This window comes from Devosia sp. Root635 (assembly GCF_001427605.1).
Taxonomy (GTDB): domain Bacteria; phylum Pseudomonadota; class Alphaproteobacteria; order Rhizobiales; family Devosiaceae; genus Devosia.
On the sequence record NZ_LMGZ01000012.1, the window covers coordinates 318,639 to 334,188 of the forward strand.

At 65.0% G+C, this 15,550-nt stretch carries 15 protein-coding genes; 6 read left to right on the forward strand and 9 right to left on the reverse strand.

Going from position 1 to position 15,550, the window contains the following annotated elements; genetic code table 11:
• Positions 1–75 precede the first annotated feature (75 nt).
• The 5 genes from ASD80_RS08220 (at position 76) to ASD80_RS08240 (ending at position 4,717) form a co-directional block, all read left to right on the forward strand.
• A complete protein-coding gene (locus ASD80_RS08220; protein WP_056231202.1) occupies positions 76–774 on the forward strand; it encodes a YggS family pyridoxal phosphate-dependent enzyme in 699 nt (232 codons plus the stop codon).
• A gap of 66 nt (positions 775–840) precedes the next feature.
• The gene (locus ASD80_RS08225; RefSeq protein ID WP_162247334.1) at positions 841–2,340 is read left to right on the forward strand and encodes a caspase family protein; all 1,500 of its coding nucleotides are present in this window, start codon (positions 841–843) and stop codon (positions 2,338–2,340) included.
• Positions 2,341–2,571: 231 nt separating this feature from the next.
• The gene (locus ASD80_RS08230; protein WP_056231207.1) at positions 2,572–3,255 is read left to right on the forward strand and encodes a response regulator transcription factor; all 684 of its coding nucleotides are present in this window, start codon (positions 2,572–2,574) and stop codon (positions 3,253–3,255) included.
• A 279-nt stretch (positions 3,256–3,534) separates the two neighbouring features.
• Entirely contained in the window at positions 3,535–4,002 is a 468-nt protein-coding gene (locus tag ASD80_RS08235) for a Crp/Fnr family transcriptional regulator (protein ID WP_056231210.1), read from the forward strand.
• An 85-nt stretch (positions 4,003–4,087) separates the two neighbouring features.
• Positions 4,088–4,717: a DUF930 domain-containing protein gene (locus tag ASD80_RS08240; protein ID WP_056231213.1), complete on the forward strand. Its 630-nt coding sequence runs from the start codon at positions 4,088–4,090 to the stop codon at positions 4,715–4,717.
• On the opposite strand, the gene ASD80_RS08245 is transcribed toward ASD80_RS08240, so the two are convergent.
• From ASD80_RS08245 to rimM, 4 genes are all read right to left on the reverse strand, one after another.
• Complete coding sequence (locus ASD80_RS08245) at positions 4,714–5,526, reverse strand: exodeoxyribonuclease III (RefSeq protein WP_056231216.1); 813 nt, start codon at positions 5,524–5,526, stop codon at positions 4,714–4,716. The genes ASD80_RS08240 and ASD80_RS08245 overlap by 4 nt on opposite strands.
• Positions 5,527–6,178: 652 nt before the next feature.
• Positions 6,179–6,730, reverse strand: coding sequence for a 50S ribosomal protein L19 (rplS, locus tag ASD80_RS08250; RefSeq protein WP_056231219.1), 552 nt, complete (start codon positions 6,728–6,730; stop codon positions 6,179–6,181).
• Between the two features lie 170 nt (positions 6,731–6,900).
• Positions 6,901–7,590 (reverse strand): tRNA (guanosine(37)-N1)-methyltransferase TrmD, encoded by a 690-nt coding sequence (trmD, locus tag ASD80_RS08255; RefSeq protein WP_056231221.1) that lies wholly within the window; start codon positions 7,588–7,590, stop codon positions 6,901–6,903.
• Positions 7,587–8,120, reverse strand: coding sequence for a ribosome maturation factor RimM (rimM, locus tag ASD80_RS08260; protein ID WP_056231224.1), 534 nt, complete (start codon positions 8,118–8,120; stop codon positions 7,587–7,589). Before rimM ends, trmD begins: the two co-directional genes overlap by 4 nt.
• A 115-nt stretch (positions 8,121–8,235) precedes the next feature.
• Here rimM and ASD80_RS08265 point away from each other — a divergent pair, with 115 nt between their 5' ends.
• Positions 8,236–8,535: a hypothetical protein gene (locus ASD80_RS08265; protein ID WP_056231227.1), complete on the forward strand. Its 300-nt coding sequence runs from the start codon at positions 8,236–8,238 to the stop codon at positions 8,533–8,535.
• Positions 8,536–8,553: 18 nt separating this feature from the next.
• Here ASD80_RS08265 and ASD80_RS08270 read toward each other — a convergent pair whose 3' ends face one another.
• The 5 genes from ASD80_RS08270 to ASD80_RS08290 all read right to left on the reverse strand — a co-directional run bounded on the left by ASD80_RS08270 (position 8,554) and on the right by ASD80_RS08290 (position 15,535).
• Positions 8,554–8,982, reverse strand: coding sequence for a metallopeptidase family protein (locus tag ASD80_RS08270; RefSeq protein WP_056231230.1), 429 nt, complete (start codon positions 8,980–8,982; stop codon positions 8,554–8,556).
• A complete protein-coding gene (gene leuC / locus ASD80_RS08275) occupies positions 8,973–10,379 on the reverse strand; it encodes a 3-isopropylmalate dehydratase large subunit (RefSeq protein WP_056231234.1) in 1,407 nt (468 codons plus the stop codon). The genes ASD80_RS08270 and leuC overlap by 10 nt, the downstream gene beginning before the upstream one ends.
• A 92-nt stretch (positions 10,380–10,471) precedes the next feature.
• Entirely contained in the window at positions 10,472–11,812 is a 1,341-nt protein-coding gene (locus ASD80_RS08280) for a lipopolysaccharide biosynthesis protein (RefSeq protein ID WP_056231237.1), read from the reverse strand.
• A 313-nt stretch (positions 11,813–12,125) separates the two neighbouring features.
• Positions 12,126–13,712 carry a bifunctional phosphoribosylaminoimidazolecarboxamide formyltransferase/IMP cyclohydrolase gene (gene purH, locus ASD80_RS08285; protein ID WP_056231239.1) on the reverse strand — a complete coding sequence of 529 codons (1,587 nt, stop codon included), beginning with the start codon at positions 13,710–13,712 and terminating at the stop codon, positions 12,126–12,128.
• A 227-nt stretch (positions 13,713–13,939) separates the two neighbouring features.
• Complete coding sequence (locus ASD80_RS08290) at positions 13,940–15,535, reverse strand: heparinase II/III family protein (protein ID WP_056231242.1); 1,596 nt, start codon at positions 15,533–15,535, stop codon at positions 13,940–13,942.
• Positions 15,536–15,550: the final 15 nt, after the last annotated feature.

The following is a 15,550-nucleotide window of genomic DNA, read 5'->3' on the forward strand; positions in this document are numbered from 1 at the left end:
GCGTTTAGGGGGGATTTTGGCTACCGGACCATCACCAGAAATCCCCTTCAAGGTCAACAGGAACAGGGCGAAAGCATGGATGCAGGTGCTGCCGGCAACCTCGCCGCTATCAGGGAACGCATCGCGCGCGCCCAAGACCGCTTCGGCGCTCCGCCCGAACGGGTGGAACTGGTGGCCGTGTCCAAGACCTTTCCAGCCGACGCGATCGCGCCGTTCCTGGCTGCTGGGCAGCGCGTGTTCGGCGAAAACCGCGTGCAGGAGGCCAAGGACAAGTGGCCCGGCCTGCGGGCAGGCTATCCCGATATCACGCTGCATCTCATCGGGCCGTTGCAGACCAACAAGGCGCGCGAGGCGGTGGCGCTGTTCGATGTCATCGAGACGGTGGATCGCGACAAACTTGCCGGCGTGCTGGCGGCCGAAATGGTGCGGGCTGGGCGGCGCCTGCCCTGTTTCGTACAGGTCAATATCGGGCTCGAAGCGCAGAAGGCCGGCATCGCTCCGGCCGAAACCGTGGCGTTCGTCCAGCGCTGCCGCGATGTGCACGGCCTCGATATCGTCGGCCTCATGTGCATCCCGCCCGATGGCGTCCCCCCCGGCCCCTATTTCGCCCACCTCGCCACCTTGGCCCGCGACGCCGGCGTCAGCGGCCTGTCCATGGGCATGAGCGGCGATTTCGAAGTGGGTATCGCCATGGGCGCGACGCATGTGCGGGTCGGATCGGCGCTGTTTGGCACGCGCCCCAAAGATGTTCCGGCGGACCGCCAAGACATATGACAGAATTGCAAGCTTGTCGTTTCGCGACAGTTGCTGGCATGCTAATCTTCCGCGGGGGAGATCGGCTTGAAAACACTGGTCCTGTGCCTTTTGCTGTGGTTCGCGACGGCCGGGAACGCGTTTTCCGCCAAAGTTGCTCTGGTTATCGGCAACTCGGCCTATGCCAACGTCAGTTCCCTTTCCAATCCAAGCAATGATGCGGCGGATCTCGGCGCCGCGCTGGAACGCATTGGCTTTGACGTCACGCTGGCGCGCGATCTCGACTATGACGGCATGCGCGCGGCTTTGCAGGATTTTTCGGTAACGTCGGATGGCGCCGAGATGGCCCTGGTATACTTCGCCGGCCACGGCATCGAGATCGACCGGCAGAACTACCTGGTCCCCGTCGATGCAAAGCTGCTTACCGACCATGCCGTGCGCTTCGAGGCGATTCCCATCGATCTGGTGGAAGCGGCCGTCGCCGGCGCCACCGAATTGCGCATGGTGCTGATCGATGCCTGCCGCAACAACCCGTTCGCGGCCCGCCTCGGCATCGAAACGCGCGCGCTGGCACGCGGCCTGGGTGACATAGAGCCGGCCGGCGGTACGCTGGTCGCCTATGCGGCAAAAGCCGGCACCGTGGCGCTGGATGGTGCCGGGCGCAATTCGCCTTTCGCCAAAGGACTGCTGCGCTATATCGAGCAGCCGGGACTCGAAATCAGCCTGTTGTTTCGCCGCGTCCGCGACGCCGTCATGGCCGAAACCGACAACCGGCAGGAGCCTTTTGTCTATGGCTCGCTTCCGGGCGACGAGATTTTCCTCGTGCCCACGTCGCAGGTCGCGGTCCTCACTCCGGACGCCGTCCAGCCGGTGCAATCCGATGCCAGAATAGCGGACGAACTCGCCTGGCGCGCCATTGCCGAGAGCGGCGACGCCGCGGCGCTGCAGGAATTCCTGTTTGCCTATCCGGACAGCCCCTATGTGCGCGAAGCCATCAACCGCTTGCGCGCATTGGTCGCCAATGCTCCGGCCCTTTCGCCGCCCCCGCCCGCTCCTGCAGCGCCGTTGAGCGACCGCGAGATCATCCTCAAGACGCAGCAGTTTCTGGCAGCGGCCCAATGCGATCCGGGTCCGGTGGACGGGCAGTGGGGTCCCAGGAGCCGCTCGGCACTAGCCAACTTTGCCCGCACGGCCGCCATGGCGCTGGGCAGGCTGGAGCCGGACAGGACGATCCTGGCGGCGTTGGAGAGCAAGAGCGGCGTGGTCTGTGCCAAAGCCGTGGCCAGCGTCTGTTACCTTGCCTCGGTCACGGTCAATCTTCGAACAGGTCTCAACCGCGACTGGGACCTGGAACCCGGCAATGCGGTAAAGCCCGACATCCGGATCAGTGAATTGACCACGGGGGCCCAGGCCGATTGCGCCAACAGCTTTCAGTGTGCGTTGCGCTTCACCGCGCCGGAAAGCGGGGCGCGGTTGTCCATCGTCGATACCGATATCGACGCCGCCGATCCCATCGGCAGCGGCACCTGCCTCCCCGGCAGGATTTGTCAGCTTGGCCTCGCCCGCGTCTCCATGAACCGTTGCTAGGGGGAGGCCCGGATGGGCGGCGCCGGGCGGTGGCGCGCGACAAACTTGCCGTTCCGTCATTGAGCGCCGGTCATTTGCGACGAATTTGGTCGGGTCGCCCGATGAACTGCAACCTCCCGCCGCTTTTCTTCGTTGCTCATGCCTGTAACGCCGTTGTGATTGGCTGGCCAAAAACCGGTCGCAATATTGTGACCCTTGGCGGGGGCCGACGCGAAAAGACCGGAGAAAACAATGAACAAGCGACGCATCCTGCTGGTGGACGACGACGCTGATCTGCGCCAGACGCTGGTTGACCAGCTCGAGAGCTTCAATGAGTTCGACATCATGCAGGCGGCGACGGCCAATGATGCGCTCAAGGCCACGCGCGAAAACAATATCGACCTGATGATTCTCGATGTCGGCCTGCCCGACATGGATGGGCGCGAAGCGGTCAAGGTCTTGCGCAGCGAGGGCTATAAAAGCCCGATCCTGATGTTGACCGGGCATGACAGCGACGCCGACCAGATCCGGGGCCTCGATTCGGGCGCCAATGACTATCTCACCAAGCCGTTCCGCTTTCCCGTGCTGCTGGCCCGCATCAATTCCGCCTTGCGCCAGCACGACCAGAGCGAGGACGTGGTCTTCACCATCGGCCAATACAGCTTCCAGCCCTCGGCCAAGATTCTGGAGGCCAATGACGGCGGCAAGGTGCGGCTGACCGACAAGGAAACCTCCATCCTCAAATATCTCTATCGCCAGGGCCCCAAGACCATCACCCGCGATGTGCTGCTCAAGGAGGTCTGGGGCTACAATAACCGCGTTACCACCCATACGCTGGAAACCCATATCTACCGCCTGCGCCAGAAGATCGAGCGCGACCCCTCCAATGCGCGCCTGCTGGTGACCGAAGAGGGCGGTTATCGCCTGGTGCCGTAGGGCCACGGGAGCACTGCCCACCCTCGCGCCTTGCAGTTTATCGTCATCACCCGGCTTGTCCGGGTGATCCATCCATCGGCATGCGCGGAGCGATGGATTGCCCGGACAAGCCGGGCAATGACGGTGAAAAGGTGAATTGTCGAACGCGACGGCCCTCCGGGCGGCGCGGGGACAAACCCGGTGGACCATAGCAAAATCGGGTACAAATGCGCGGAAAATGCCCTATAGGTTGAAGCGGCTTCGCTCCGGCGGGGCCGTTGGCGCATCCGGATTGGGCATATGATCAGGGACGATGCGGCCGAGGCACTGGCCCGGGCCGAATTCTTCGATATCTGCGACGACGAGCAGCGGCGCATGCTGGCCTTTGCCGGCGATGTCAGGCATTTCGATCCCGATGCGGTGCTGTACCAGGCCGGCGACCTGCCGCAGGGCGCGTTCGTGCTGCTCGAAGGCACGCTCAAGGCCAAGCCGGAAGGGCCGGGGGCCGGCAAGCCCTATGCGATTTCCGAGCCGGGCAGCGTGGTGTCGGCCATGGCGCTGATCCTCAGCAAGCCCCGCCCCGTGACCATTACCGCCGTTACCGACACGCGAACCCTGTTCGTGCCGCGCACCGCCTTCCTCAAGCTGGTGCAGCAGTCGCCCGAGCTGGCGCAGCGCGCCGTGGCGCGGGTCGAGCGCGAGCTAGGCAATTATCTGGGCGCGCTCGAGCCGGCGCACCGCAAGATGAAGGCGGGCGAGGGCGGCTGACCGACCCGCAAAAGGGCGCAAAGCCATGCCAGTGACGGCCCCGTCAGTACGCGCGCACCCTCTCGATATGCCTCACCCCGCCGACATGACGGTTCGCTGGACCCTGCCGGTATCGGTCGTGCTGCATGGCGGGCTGCTGGCGGCACTGCTGGTCGTGGCGGTGCCGCGCACCTTGGAGCGGCCGGCGCAGCGGGTGATTTCGGTCGAACTGATCCGCCCATCGCCCCCGCCAGTCATTGCGGGTGCCGAACCGGCGCCAGAGCCGGTCGCACCGGTCGAAGCGCCGCCGCCTGTGCCCACAGCCAGCGCTGACGATGGCATGACCGCCGCGACCGATTTCTATGCCGGCGGCATCCTGGCCGACCCCGCCAATGTCGAGGTCCGCAAGAATTTTCCGCTGCTGGCCAGCAGCGAGCAGGTCATCCAGCTCTGCAACATGGAAGCGCTGGAGCAATTGCGGCTGGCGGACCCGGCGGTCCCCGCCGATGCGCTGGTCGGCTATGCCTTCGATGCCATCACTGTCGCCGGCACCATGCTCGACGCGCCCGATGGCGCCGTGCGCAGTGGCGGACGCTGGTTCCATTTCCGCTACCACTGCGCCGTGACGGCCGACATGGCCGGGGTCAGCGCCTTCGAATATGCGCTGGGCGATCCGGTGCCGCCCGAGCAGTGGGAGGAACATTTCCTCAATGCGAATGACGACTGGCTGGACTAGACCCCTGCAAAGCGGGCGATCACCGGCACATGGTCGCTGGGCTGCTTGGCGTAGCCGCGGAAGGCCTTGACGATCTCGGTGCCGGTGCAGTGTTCGGCGACGTCTGCCGTGGCCCAGATATGGTCGAGCCGCCGCCCCTTGTTGGCCAGCTCCCAATTGGCACTGCGATAGCTCCACCACGAATAGAGTTTTTCGGTCTCCGGCACATGCTTGCGCACCAGGTCGGTCCAGCCATGGCCGCCATTGAGGATGGCGTTGAGCGCCTCGGTCTCGACCGGGGTGTGGCTGACGATCTTGAGCAGTTGCTTGTGGCTCCACACGTCGTTTTCATGCGGGGCGATGTTGAAATCGCCGGCGATGAGATGGCCGCGCTGGAAGATGGGATCGGTGAACCAGCTCGTCAGCTCGCTGAGGAAGCCCAGCTTGTGCTTGAACTTGGGATTGATCTCGGGGTCCGGTTCGTCACCGCCGGCCGGGATGTAGAAATCATGCAGCGTGACCGGGCCATGGCCGAAATCGGTCAGCGCCGAGATGTGGCGCGATTCGGGGATTTCGCAGAACACGCGGGATGAGACATCGGTCAGCGGGAACTTCGAGACGATGGCGACGCCGTGATAGCCCTTCTGCCCATGCACGGCCATGTGGGGATAGCCGGCCTCGATGAAGGCATTGCGCGGAAACTGGTCGTCCAGGCACTTGATCTCCTGGAACATGATCACGTCGGGCGCATGCTGGGCGATGAAGTCCAGCACCATGGGCAGGCGCAGCCGGATGGAATTGATGTTCCAGGTGACGATGGAGACGGGCATTTTTGGGCCTTTGGGTCAGAGGCTTCCCTTATTGCGAAGGGACGGGAGTCTCACAAGCCGAAAATGGCCAGATGTCGGACGTGCCGAAATTGCCGCCCGGCTTGCGCTTGCGGTTTCACGGGAGATGGGCGGCCTTTGGACCAAGAACTGTCGACATGGAACGGACCAAGGCCGCCCATCACGATCCGCTTTTGCGCGAGGTATGGTTCAGGCGGGACCAATCTTGCAGGCCCGGCTGCCGTATTCCCCCTCACTGGACAGGCGCCCCCATCCCACGGCCTCCCCGCCCGGCCCTGCGTCGGGGCCGCGTGATGGCGGGAACGGGCAGGAGTATGCCGGAGGATTTTGGAGAGGGATAAAATGGATAAGTCGGTCGTCGTAAGCACCGCCCATCAAGGGGAGTGAGGCGCAAGCTCAGGGAGCGGTGTTCATCGCCTCCCTCCCCCTTGTGGGGAGGGATTGAGGGAGGGGGTCGTTTTGCTGGCCACAGGATTACCCCCTCCCTAGCTCCGCTAGGGCCTATCGGCCCAGCTTCGCTGCCCTCCCTCAAGGGGGAGGGTAGGCAGGAGCCGACAGATAGGCGAGGTGCCTCCCTGGCAACAAAAAACCCGGCCTTGCGACCGGGTTCTTCAATTCGGCGATGCGCCAAAGCCTATTCGGCCTTGGGAGCCTCTTCGGCAGCAGCAGCCTGTTCGGCGGCGGCTGCAGCGGCTGCGGCTTCCGCATCCTTGGCGGCCTGCTCGACGGCAAAAGCCTCGGCGGCAGCGATCTTTTCGGCTTCACGCGCCTCGCGCGCAGCCTGGGCGGCGGTGCGCTCGCCGGCTTCGATCTTCTTGGTGCGCGAATTGGTCGATTCGAAAATACGGGCCGATTTGCCGCGACGATCGCGCAGGTAATACAGCTTGGCGCGACGGACCTTACCGCGCTTGAGGACTTCGACCGAAGCCACATTGGGCGAGTAGTAGGGGAACACGCGCTCGACGCCTTCGCCATACGAAATCTTGCGCACGGTGAAGCTGGCGGTGATGCCGCCGCCATTGAGGGCGATCACGACGCCTTCATAGGCCTGCAGGCGTTCCTTGTCGCCTTCACGGATCTTGACCCACACCTTGATGGTGTCGCCATGGGTGAAGTCGGGCAGTTCGCGCTTGGCGGCGAGAGCAGCAACCTGCTCGGCCTCAAGCTGTTCGATGATATTAGCCATGTCGATTCCGTTCTGAATCTTTTCAAAGGAGCGTTTATCGAGCACAAGCGGCTCGTCGCCCGGTCTTGGTTGGTAACGGAGGTTTTTCGTCTTTTTATTGGTGCGAGCCAGGTCCGATCAGCCTGACATCGCAGTAGTGGCGCGGCTATAGGGGAAAAATGCCCAAGAGTCTAGGGCCTGTCGCGGAGCAGGTCGGGCCGTCGTACGGCGGTCAGGGTCTTGCTCTGCTCGGCCCGCCATCTGGCGATTTTCCCATGGTCGCCCGAGGTCAGTACGGCGGGTATGTCCAGGCCCTCGAAGCTTTGCGGCCTGGTATATTGCGGATATTCCAGCAATCCGTTCTCGAAGCTCTCGTCGGCATGGCTGTCCGGCCCGCCGAGCACGCCGGGAATGAGCCGCACCACGGCCTCCAGCAGCACCATGGCGGCGACTTCCCCGCCGGCCAGCACATAGTCGCCGATGGAGATTTCTTCCAGTTGGCGGCCATCGATGACGCGCTGGTCCACGCCCTCGAAGCGGCCGCAGACGATGACGGCGCCAGGTCCCAGCGCCAGTTGGCGGGCGCGGGCCTGGGTCAGCGGCGTACCGCGCGGCGACATCAGGATGCGCGGGCGCGGATCGCCCTCGGGCGACACCGTGTCGATGGCCCTGGCCAGGATATCGGGCTTGAGCACCATGCCGGCGCCGCCGCCCGAAGGGGTGTCGTCCACGGTGCGGTGCCGGTCGGTGGCAAAGTCGCGCAGTTGCGTCGCCTGGAGCCACCATAGGCCGTCGGCCATGCCGCGGCCCAGTACCGAAGCGCCCAGCGGGCCGGGAAACAGCTCGGGAAACAGCGTGATGATGGCGGCAGAAAAGCTCAATCGGGCTCTTCCTCGCCTTCGGGGGCATCCAGTGGCACGACGACAGTGAGGAAGCCGCCGGCAATGTCGATCGCCGGCACCACGGCCTTGGTGAAGGGATAGAGATAGGTGTCGCCGCTTTGCGGATCGCGCACTTCGATGAGGTCGCCGGCGCCGAAATTGGGCATGGCCGAGACCTTGCCGATGACCACGCCGCTATCGAGCCGGGCATCGAGCCCGATCAGGTCGGCATGGTAGAAATCGTCCTCGTCCTCGGGCTCGGGCAGCCTGCTGCGATCGACGAAGAGGCTGACGCCATTGAGCTGCTCGGCCGCCGTGCGGTCGGAAATGCCCTTGATGTGAGCGATGACCACATTCTTCTGCAGGCGCACCTTGGTCAGGGTGACGGTAAGACCGGGCCGGTCGGTATCGAGCGGACCGTAGCTGCCGATGGCCTCGGGATCCTGGGTGTGGGTGGCGATGCGCACCTGGCCCTTGATGCCATGAGCGGCGCCGATCTGGCCAAGAAATATCTGGTTGGGCTTGTTCATGCTGGCTCCGGCGGCTGTGCAAGCGTCTTAGCAGGCGCCGCGCGGCTTGGGAATTGTTGCGGAACCAAGCGGGGGAGGCGGCAATTGTCCCAGCGAAAGCGCAAGGAGGCACATCATGGCCAGAACTCTCACCGACCGCGACGATATTCGCCAATGGGCCGAAGCCCGTGGCGGCAATCCGATGCTGATGGATACGCCCGACGGCACCGGCATCCGCACGCTGCTGCAACTGACTTTCGGTCAGCATGCCATCAATACCGACGGCAATGAAGGCCCCGACCGGATCGGCGGCTTTCACCTGGTGAGCTGGGAGGAATGGTTCGCCGCGCTGGACGAGGGCGGGCTGGCGGTGCGCGTTTCCGATGATCCAGCGGGCGGCAACGAAGCCGAATTCGAGTTCGTGCCGCGGGATTAGAACCTGCCGCTCATTCCGTTACTCCGCATCCGCCGCCGCCTCGATGGCTTCCATGTCCTCGTCGGAAAAGCCGAAATGGTGGCCCAGTTCGTGGATGAGCACATGGGTCACGACTTCGCCCAACGTATTGTCGTCGTTCTCGGCCCAGTAATCGAGGATGGCGCGGCGATAGAGGAAGACGGTGTTGGGGAGCTGCCCGGTCTGCGGCATGGCGCCGTCCTCGGTCATGCCGATGCCGGAGAACAGGCCCATCAGTTCGAACGGGCTCTCCATGCCGAAGCCTTCAAGCACGTCGTCCTCGGCAAATTCGGCGACCGAACAGGTGACATCGGCCGCCAGCGACCCGAAGGGCTCGGGCAATTGCTTCAGCGCGGCCGTGGCCAGAGCTTCGATGTCATCGAGGGTGGGCGCGAAACGCGCCCCCCAATCGGCGTCGTCTACTGCCACTCGCGGATATCGACGAAATGGCCGGCAATTGCCGCGGCGGTGGCCATGGCGGGCGACACCAGATGGGTGCGACCCTTGAAGCCCTGGCGGCCTTCGAAATTGCGGTTGCTGGTCGAGGCGCAGCGTTCCTGCGGCTTGAGCTTGTCCGGGTTCATGGCCAGGCACATCGAGCAGCCGGGCTCGCGCCATTCGAAGCCTGCATCCTTGAAGATCTTGTCCAGACCCTCGGCCTCGGCCTGATCCTTGACCAGGCCCGAACCCGGCACCACCATGGCATTGACGCCGGCAGCGACCTTGCGGCCGCCGATGACGGCGGCGGCGGCGCGCAGGTCCTCGATACGGCCATTGGTGCAGGAGCCGACGAAGACGCGCTCGACGGAGATGTCGGTGATCCTGGTGCCGGGCTTGAGCCCCATATAGTCGAGAGCCCGCCACTTGCTGGCGCGCTTGTTCTCGTCCTCGATATCGTCGGGGTTGGGCACGATGCCGGTCACCGAGATCACATCCTCGGGCGAGGAGCCCCAGGAGACGATCGGCGGCAGCTTGGCGGCGTCGAGGATCACGACCTTGTCATAGACCGCGCCTTCGTCCGTATAGAGCGTCTTCCAGTAATCGAGCGCCATGTCCCAGGCCTTGCCGGTCGGCGCGCGGTTGCGGCCCTTCACGTAGTTGAAGGTGGTCTCGTCGGGGGCGATCAGGCCGGCGCGGGCGCCGCCTTCGATGGTCATGTTGCAGACCGTCATGCGGCCTTCCATCGACAGCGAGCGGATGGCTTCGCCAGCGAATTCGATGACGTGACCATTGCCGCCGGCCGTGCCGATCTCGCCGATGATGGCGAGGATGATGTCCTTGGCGGTGACGTGGGGCGGTAGTTGCCCGTCGACCCGCACCAGCATGTTCTTGGCCTTCTGCTGGATCAGCGTCTGGGTGGCCAGCACGTGTTCGACTTCGGACGTGCCGATGCCGTGGGCCAGCGCGCCAAAGGCGCCATGCGTGGATGTGTGGCTGTCGCCGCAGACGATGGTCATGCCGGGCAGGGTGAAACCCTGCTCGGGGCCGACGATGTGCACGATGCCCTGGCGCTTGTCGAAGGGGTCGAAATATTCGATGCCGAAGTCTCTGGTGTTCTCGGCCAGAGCGGCGATCTGGATCGCGCTTTCGGGGTCCGGGTTGGGCAGCGAACGGTCGGTGGTGGGCACGTTGTGATCGACCACGGCCAGGGTGCGCTCGGGGTGGCGCACCTTGCGGTTGTTCATGCGCAGGCCTTCGAAAGCCTGCGGGCTCGTGACTTCGTGGACGAGGTGGCGATCGATATAGAGCAGCGAGGTTCCATCCTCGTTGTTCTGGACCAGATGGTCGTCCCAGATCTTGTCGTAGAGCGTGCGGGCCTTGGTCATAGCGGTCTTCCGGCAGGAAAAGTTTGGAGTGGTTCTAAGCCGGGAAGGGCTTGGCGGTCAAGCAGAACCGTACTCATGGGTACGGTTAGCGGTCAGCCGGTCCGGCGGATCGAAAATGCGCCGAGCAGGCTGGTGTCGAGCCCGATGCGCAGCCGGCACCAGAGCGCGATGGCGAGCTGGGCAATGATGCGCGCACCCATATTGGCGGCGGCGGCGCCGACAATGCCGAAGGCCGGGATGGCGGCGATCTGCACCAAAAAGCCCAGCCCCATGATGATGCCGAAAATGACGACATAGGCGCGTTCGTGGCCGGTCATCATCATGACGATCTTGGAGGGTCCGGTGGCCGCGTCGAACAGCAGGCCAAGGGCCAGCAGAACCAGCACCAGCGTCCCTTCGGCATAGGCGGGGCCGAAGAAGCTCAGAATCCACTCGCCCCAACCGACGAAGATGGCAAAGATCACCAGCGAAAACAGGAAGCCGGCACCAGCCGCCAGCGCCGTGATGGCCTGGGCCTGGCGCATCTGGCGGGCATGATAGTGCTGCGCCACCATGGGCGCGATCACCAGCTCGATGGCGAAGGTGAACAGCGTCATCAGCCCGGCGGTACGGAAGGCGTTGAAATAGACACCCGAGCTTTCGAGATCGAGCATCAGGCCGACCAGGATCACATCGGCATTGAGCGCGGCGGTTTCGATCAACGCGCCCAGCATCAGCCAGCGGCTGATGCCGCCCCAGCGGGTCCAATAGGCCTTGAGCGCGCCAATGCCGGGGCCGAGCACATAGCCGGCCCGCATGGCCTGCCAGAATTGCAGGGCCAGCATGCCGGACAGCAGTACCGCGGACAGCACCAGCGCATCGGGGCCGCTGAGCACGATGCCGGCGGCGAAGAGGCCTATCACCGCAGCCGGCAAGGCCAGCCGCCACAGGATGTCGCGCGGCACCAAGGCGGTCCAGAGCGAGCCCTGGGCGCGCAGGGCCGAGGAATTGTATTCGGCCAGCGCCATGGGCAGCACGAGGAAGGCGGCGGCGTAGAAGTGGTTGGCAGTATCGTCAAGGGTGACGAATTGCAGCGTCACGAAGACGATGGCGGCAAAGCCCAGACTTGCCGTGAGGCCGACGAGAATGGTCAGCATCGAGCCGGAGCGGGCGGCGGCGATGGCGGCGTCCCGTTGCCCGGCCACGGTTTCCTGCGGCCAGAGGCGGAGGATGGCCATGGGCTGGCCCACGCCGACGGCAATGGCCAGCACGGTGGCAATGGCCAGTCCGAAGGCGAAATGGCCGTATTCGTCCGGGCTCATGGTGCGCGAGAGCGCGACATAGGTGAGATAGGTGAGGCCGGCCGTCGCCACCTTGATGCCGAGCGAGCCGACCGACCGCCAAAGGCCGGTATGCAGCAATGCCGACAGATCGGATGGTATGCGCAGACGCATGCAACGCCTCGATATGACGGCTGCACCGCCGCGACAAGGGCAATCTGGCACGCCAGTCTTAGGAAGGTCTTACCTGTGGCCGCGCCGCATATTACGGATTGGTAAGATATCTCTCCCTCGCAATGGGCATTGCGGACTTCTCCGCCCTTGATGGGCCAAGCTTTATCGTCATTGCCCGGCTTGTCCGGGTCATCCATGGCTTGCGCGTGTGCTGAAAGATGGATCACCCGGACAAGCCGGGTGATGACGCAGGAGGGGAAGGTCGGTGAAGGCCCGAACGACCTCTCCCCGAAGGGAGAGGGGTGCAGAAAGATCAGTGCCGGAAATGGCGCATGCCGGTCATCACCATGGCGATGCCGGCGGCATCGGCGGCGGCGATGACTTCGTCGTCGCGCATGGAGCCGCCCGGCTGGATCACTGCCGTCGCGCCGGCCGCGACAAGGGCTTCCAATCCATCGGCAAAGGGGAAGAAGGCGTCGGATGCCGCGACCGAACCCTGGGTCAGCGCGCCTTCGATGCCGGCAGCCCTGGCGGCGTCGATGGACTTGCGGTGGGCGGTGAGGGCGGAATCGACCCTCGACATCTGCCCGGCGCCGATGCCGGCGGTGGCGCCCGCCTTCACATAGACGATGGCGTTGGACTTGACGTGCTTGGCCACTTTGGCGGCAAGGCGCAGGTCGGCCATTTCGGCCGGCGTCGGCTGGCGCTTGGTGACAACCTTGAGCTCGCAATCGTCGACATTGCGGTTGTCGCGGCCCTGGACCAGCAGGCCACCGGCCACCGACTTTACCACGAGGCCATCGGCCTTCGGGTCGGCGATGCCGCCGGTCAGCAGCAGGCGAAGATTCTTCTTGGCGGCGATGATGTCCTGGGCCTCCTGGGTGGCCGAGGGGGCCACGATCACCTCGGTAAAGACCTTGACGATCTCGGTGGCGGTCGCCGCGTCGATCTCGCGGTTGGTGGCGACGATGCCGCCAAAGGCCGAGACCGGATCGGTACGCAGGGCATTCTGATAGGCGGTCAGCAGATCTGCGGCCACGGCGACGCCGCAGGGATTGGCATGCTTGATGATGGCGACGGCCGCGACCTGGGCAGGGTCGAATTCGCTGACCAGTTCGAAGGCGGCGTCGGTGTCGTTGATGTTGTTGTAGCTCAGGGTCTTGCCCTGGACCTGGGTGGCGGTGGCGACGCCGCGACGGTCCTCGCCATTGGCGTAGAAGCCGGCCCATTGGTGGGGGTTTTCACCATAGCGCATGACCTCGCGCAGGCTGCCGGCAAAGCTGCGATACGGAATTTCCGGATAGTCGATCGCCTTGGCGAACCAGGTGGAAATGGCGCTGTCATAGGCGGCGGTGCGGGCATAGGCCTTGGCGGCCAGCTTCTGGCGCAAAGTGAAGGGCACGCCGCCGGTTTCGGCGATGGCGGCGAGGATCGCGGGATAGTCGGCGGGGTCGACGACCACGGTCACATAGGCGTGGTTCTTGGCGGCGGAGCGGACCATGGCCGGGCCGCCAATGTCGATATTCTCAATGATATCGTCATAGGAAGCGCCCGAGGCGACAGTCTTTTCGAACGGGTAGAGGTTGACCGCGACGAGGTCGATGGCGCCGATGTCGTGCTCTTCCATCGAGGCGGCGTGATCGGCTTTATCGCGAACGGCCAGAAGCCCGCCATGCACCTTGGGGTGGAGGGTCTTGACCCGGCCATCCATCATTTCAGGGAAGCCGGTGAGGTCGGCGATCTCGCGGACCGGGAGCCCGGCATCGCTGATCAGCTTGTGGGTGCCGCCGGTGGAGACCAGTTCCACGCCGGCGGCGGAAAGACCTCGGGCGAAGTCGGCCATGCCGGACTTGTCGAATACCGAAAGCAGCGCCCGCCCGACCTTGACCGTCTTGCTCATGAGGATGTGTCGCCCTGTGATGTGATTTGCGCGGTGGCTAGCACGAAGCGGGGGTGGTGCCAATCGGCTATCTCGGTCCGCGATGCTGCAGTCGACACCCTCCCCCTTGCGGGAGGGATCAAGGGTGGGGGATGGTTGGCCCGGATTCCAACACCCCTCCCAACTTCCCCCGTCGAGGGGGAGGTGCCACGCTGTGGTTGCGGGCACCTCTATGCCACCGCAGAGGCTCAGCCCTGCTCCAGCGTAAAAATCCACGCCACTTCAGCGTCGGCGGCGACGTCGGCCTCCAGCACCAGTTGTCGTGTCTTGTGGAAGCCGAGATAGGCCGATTGGCGCACGCTTTCCTCTTCGCGGAACTGGGCGCCTTCCCAGAGGAAGCTCCAGACCGCACCATTGGGCAGCACCAGCCGGACGATGCCTTCGCCGCGGTTGCGGCGCACCATGATGCCGGGTGCAAGATGGAAGCGAAGAGCAAGCAAGCCTGCAGGCATGCCTGCGCCAATCATGCGATCCTGCCCGACCAGGGTGGTGCCGCCCGAGAGCAGCGTCAGGCGCCGTTCGAGGGTGACGCCGAATCGGCGGGCATAGCCGTCGGTCGACAGCGTCAGCAGGTGGTCGGCGGCGTCCAGCGCGATGGCCGGCGTGCCGCCGGTGGCATCCTCGGCGTCGATGGTGGGGCCGGAATGGGCCACGCCCTGGCGGAACAGGGCCTTGCTGTCGGGCAGGTCCGAGGGGGCCGGGCCGCAGGAGCCCAGGATCAGTTCGCTGCCATGGGAGAATTCGAAGGCCAGGGCGCTGGCATGAAGCTCGCCGGCCAGCCCCGGCGCGGGCACGAGTCCCGAATCGGCGATGACCACGGCATCGCCATCGCGCAAAATGCCGTAGCCGCCCAGCAGCATGGAGCGCTGCCGCCGACCGGGACCATTGGCCTGGATGGCGATCAGCACGTCATGGGGCAGGTGGCCGCAGCCGTTGAAATAGGCCGGCTCGCCGCTCGACAGGGTCAGCGCGTCGAGGCTTTCATGCATGCGGTCGATCTGGGCGCCCAGCTCGTTGCCGGCCTCGGACTTCACCCCGGCGGCGATGCGGCGAATGCTGACGAGATCGACCAGCAGTTGCAGTTGCAGGCGCGGATTGCGCGCATTGTGGAAGCCCCCGGCATCGAGCTGGCTGGCCAGCAGGGCATTGAGCTGTTCGACCCGGCGCGGCACGTCGGTCCGGTCGTCCTGCTCGCAATGCTCGGCCCCGATCAAGGCGATGGCGGCGAAGAGGGCATCGGTGGGGTCGCTGGCCAGGGGTCCGCGTATCTTGAGGCTCTGGATCTGCGCGCCCAGCACGCGCTGCACCGTGCGGGCCTCGGGCGGAGTGGCGCCATCGAGCAGCAGCGGCAGGTGGCGCAGCCAGTTGAGCACGCGCTGCGCGGTGAGGGCCGGGGCCCAGGTATCGTGCTGGAACTGGCCCTCGCGGCCAATCCAGTCGAGCACCAGCATGCGGGCAAAGCGGCGCTCGCCGGGGTCGCGCACATCGCGGAAGTGGCGGAGCCAGGAAAAGCCGTGCAGGTTGAGCCACCAGTCGAGGTGGTCGACGTCGAGGCTGAAGGGCGAAGCGCCACCGGTTTCGATGAGCTTGGAGGCGAGCAGGTAGCGGCCGGCCATCATGTCGCGCACCGCTTCGCGATCGGCCGGGCGGAATTCGGGCAGTTCGCCGGCAAAGGCATCGTCGGCCAGCCCGCGCCAGGTCCAGCGCAGGATGGGCAAAGTCACCACCGTATCGGCGAAGCCCAAGGCGAAACGGCGCAGGACATGGAGCAGCGGCGGCGCCATCAGCACACCTGCTCC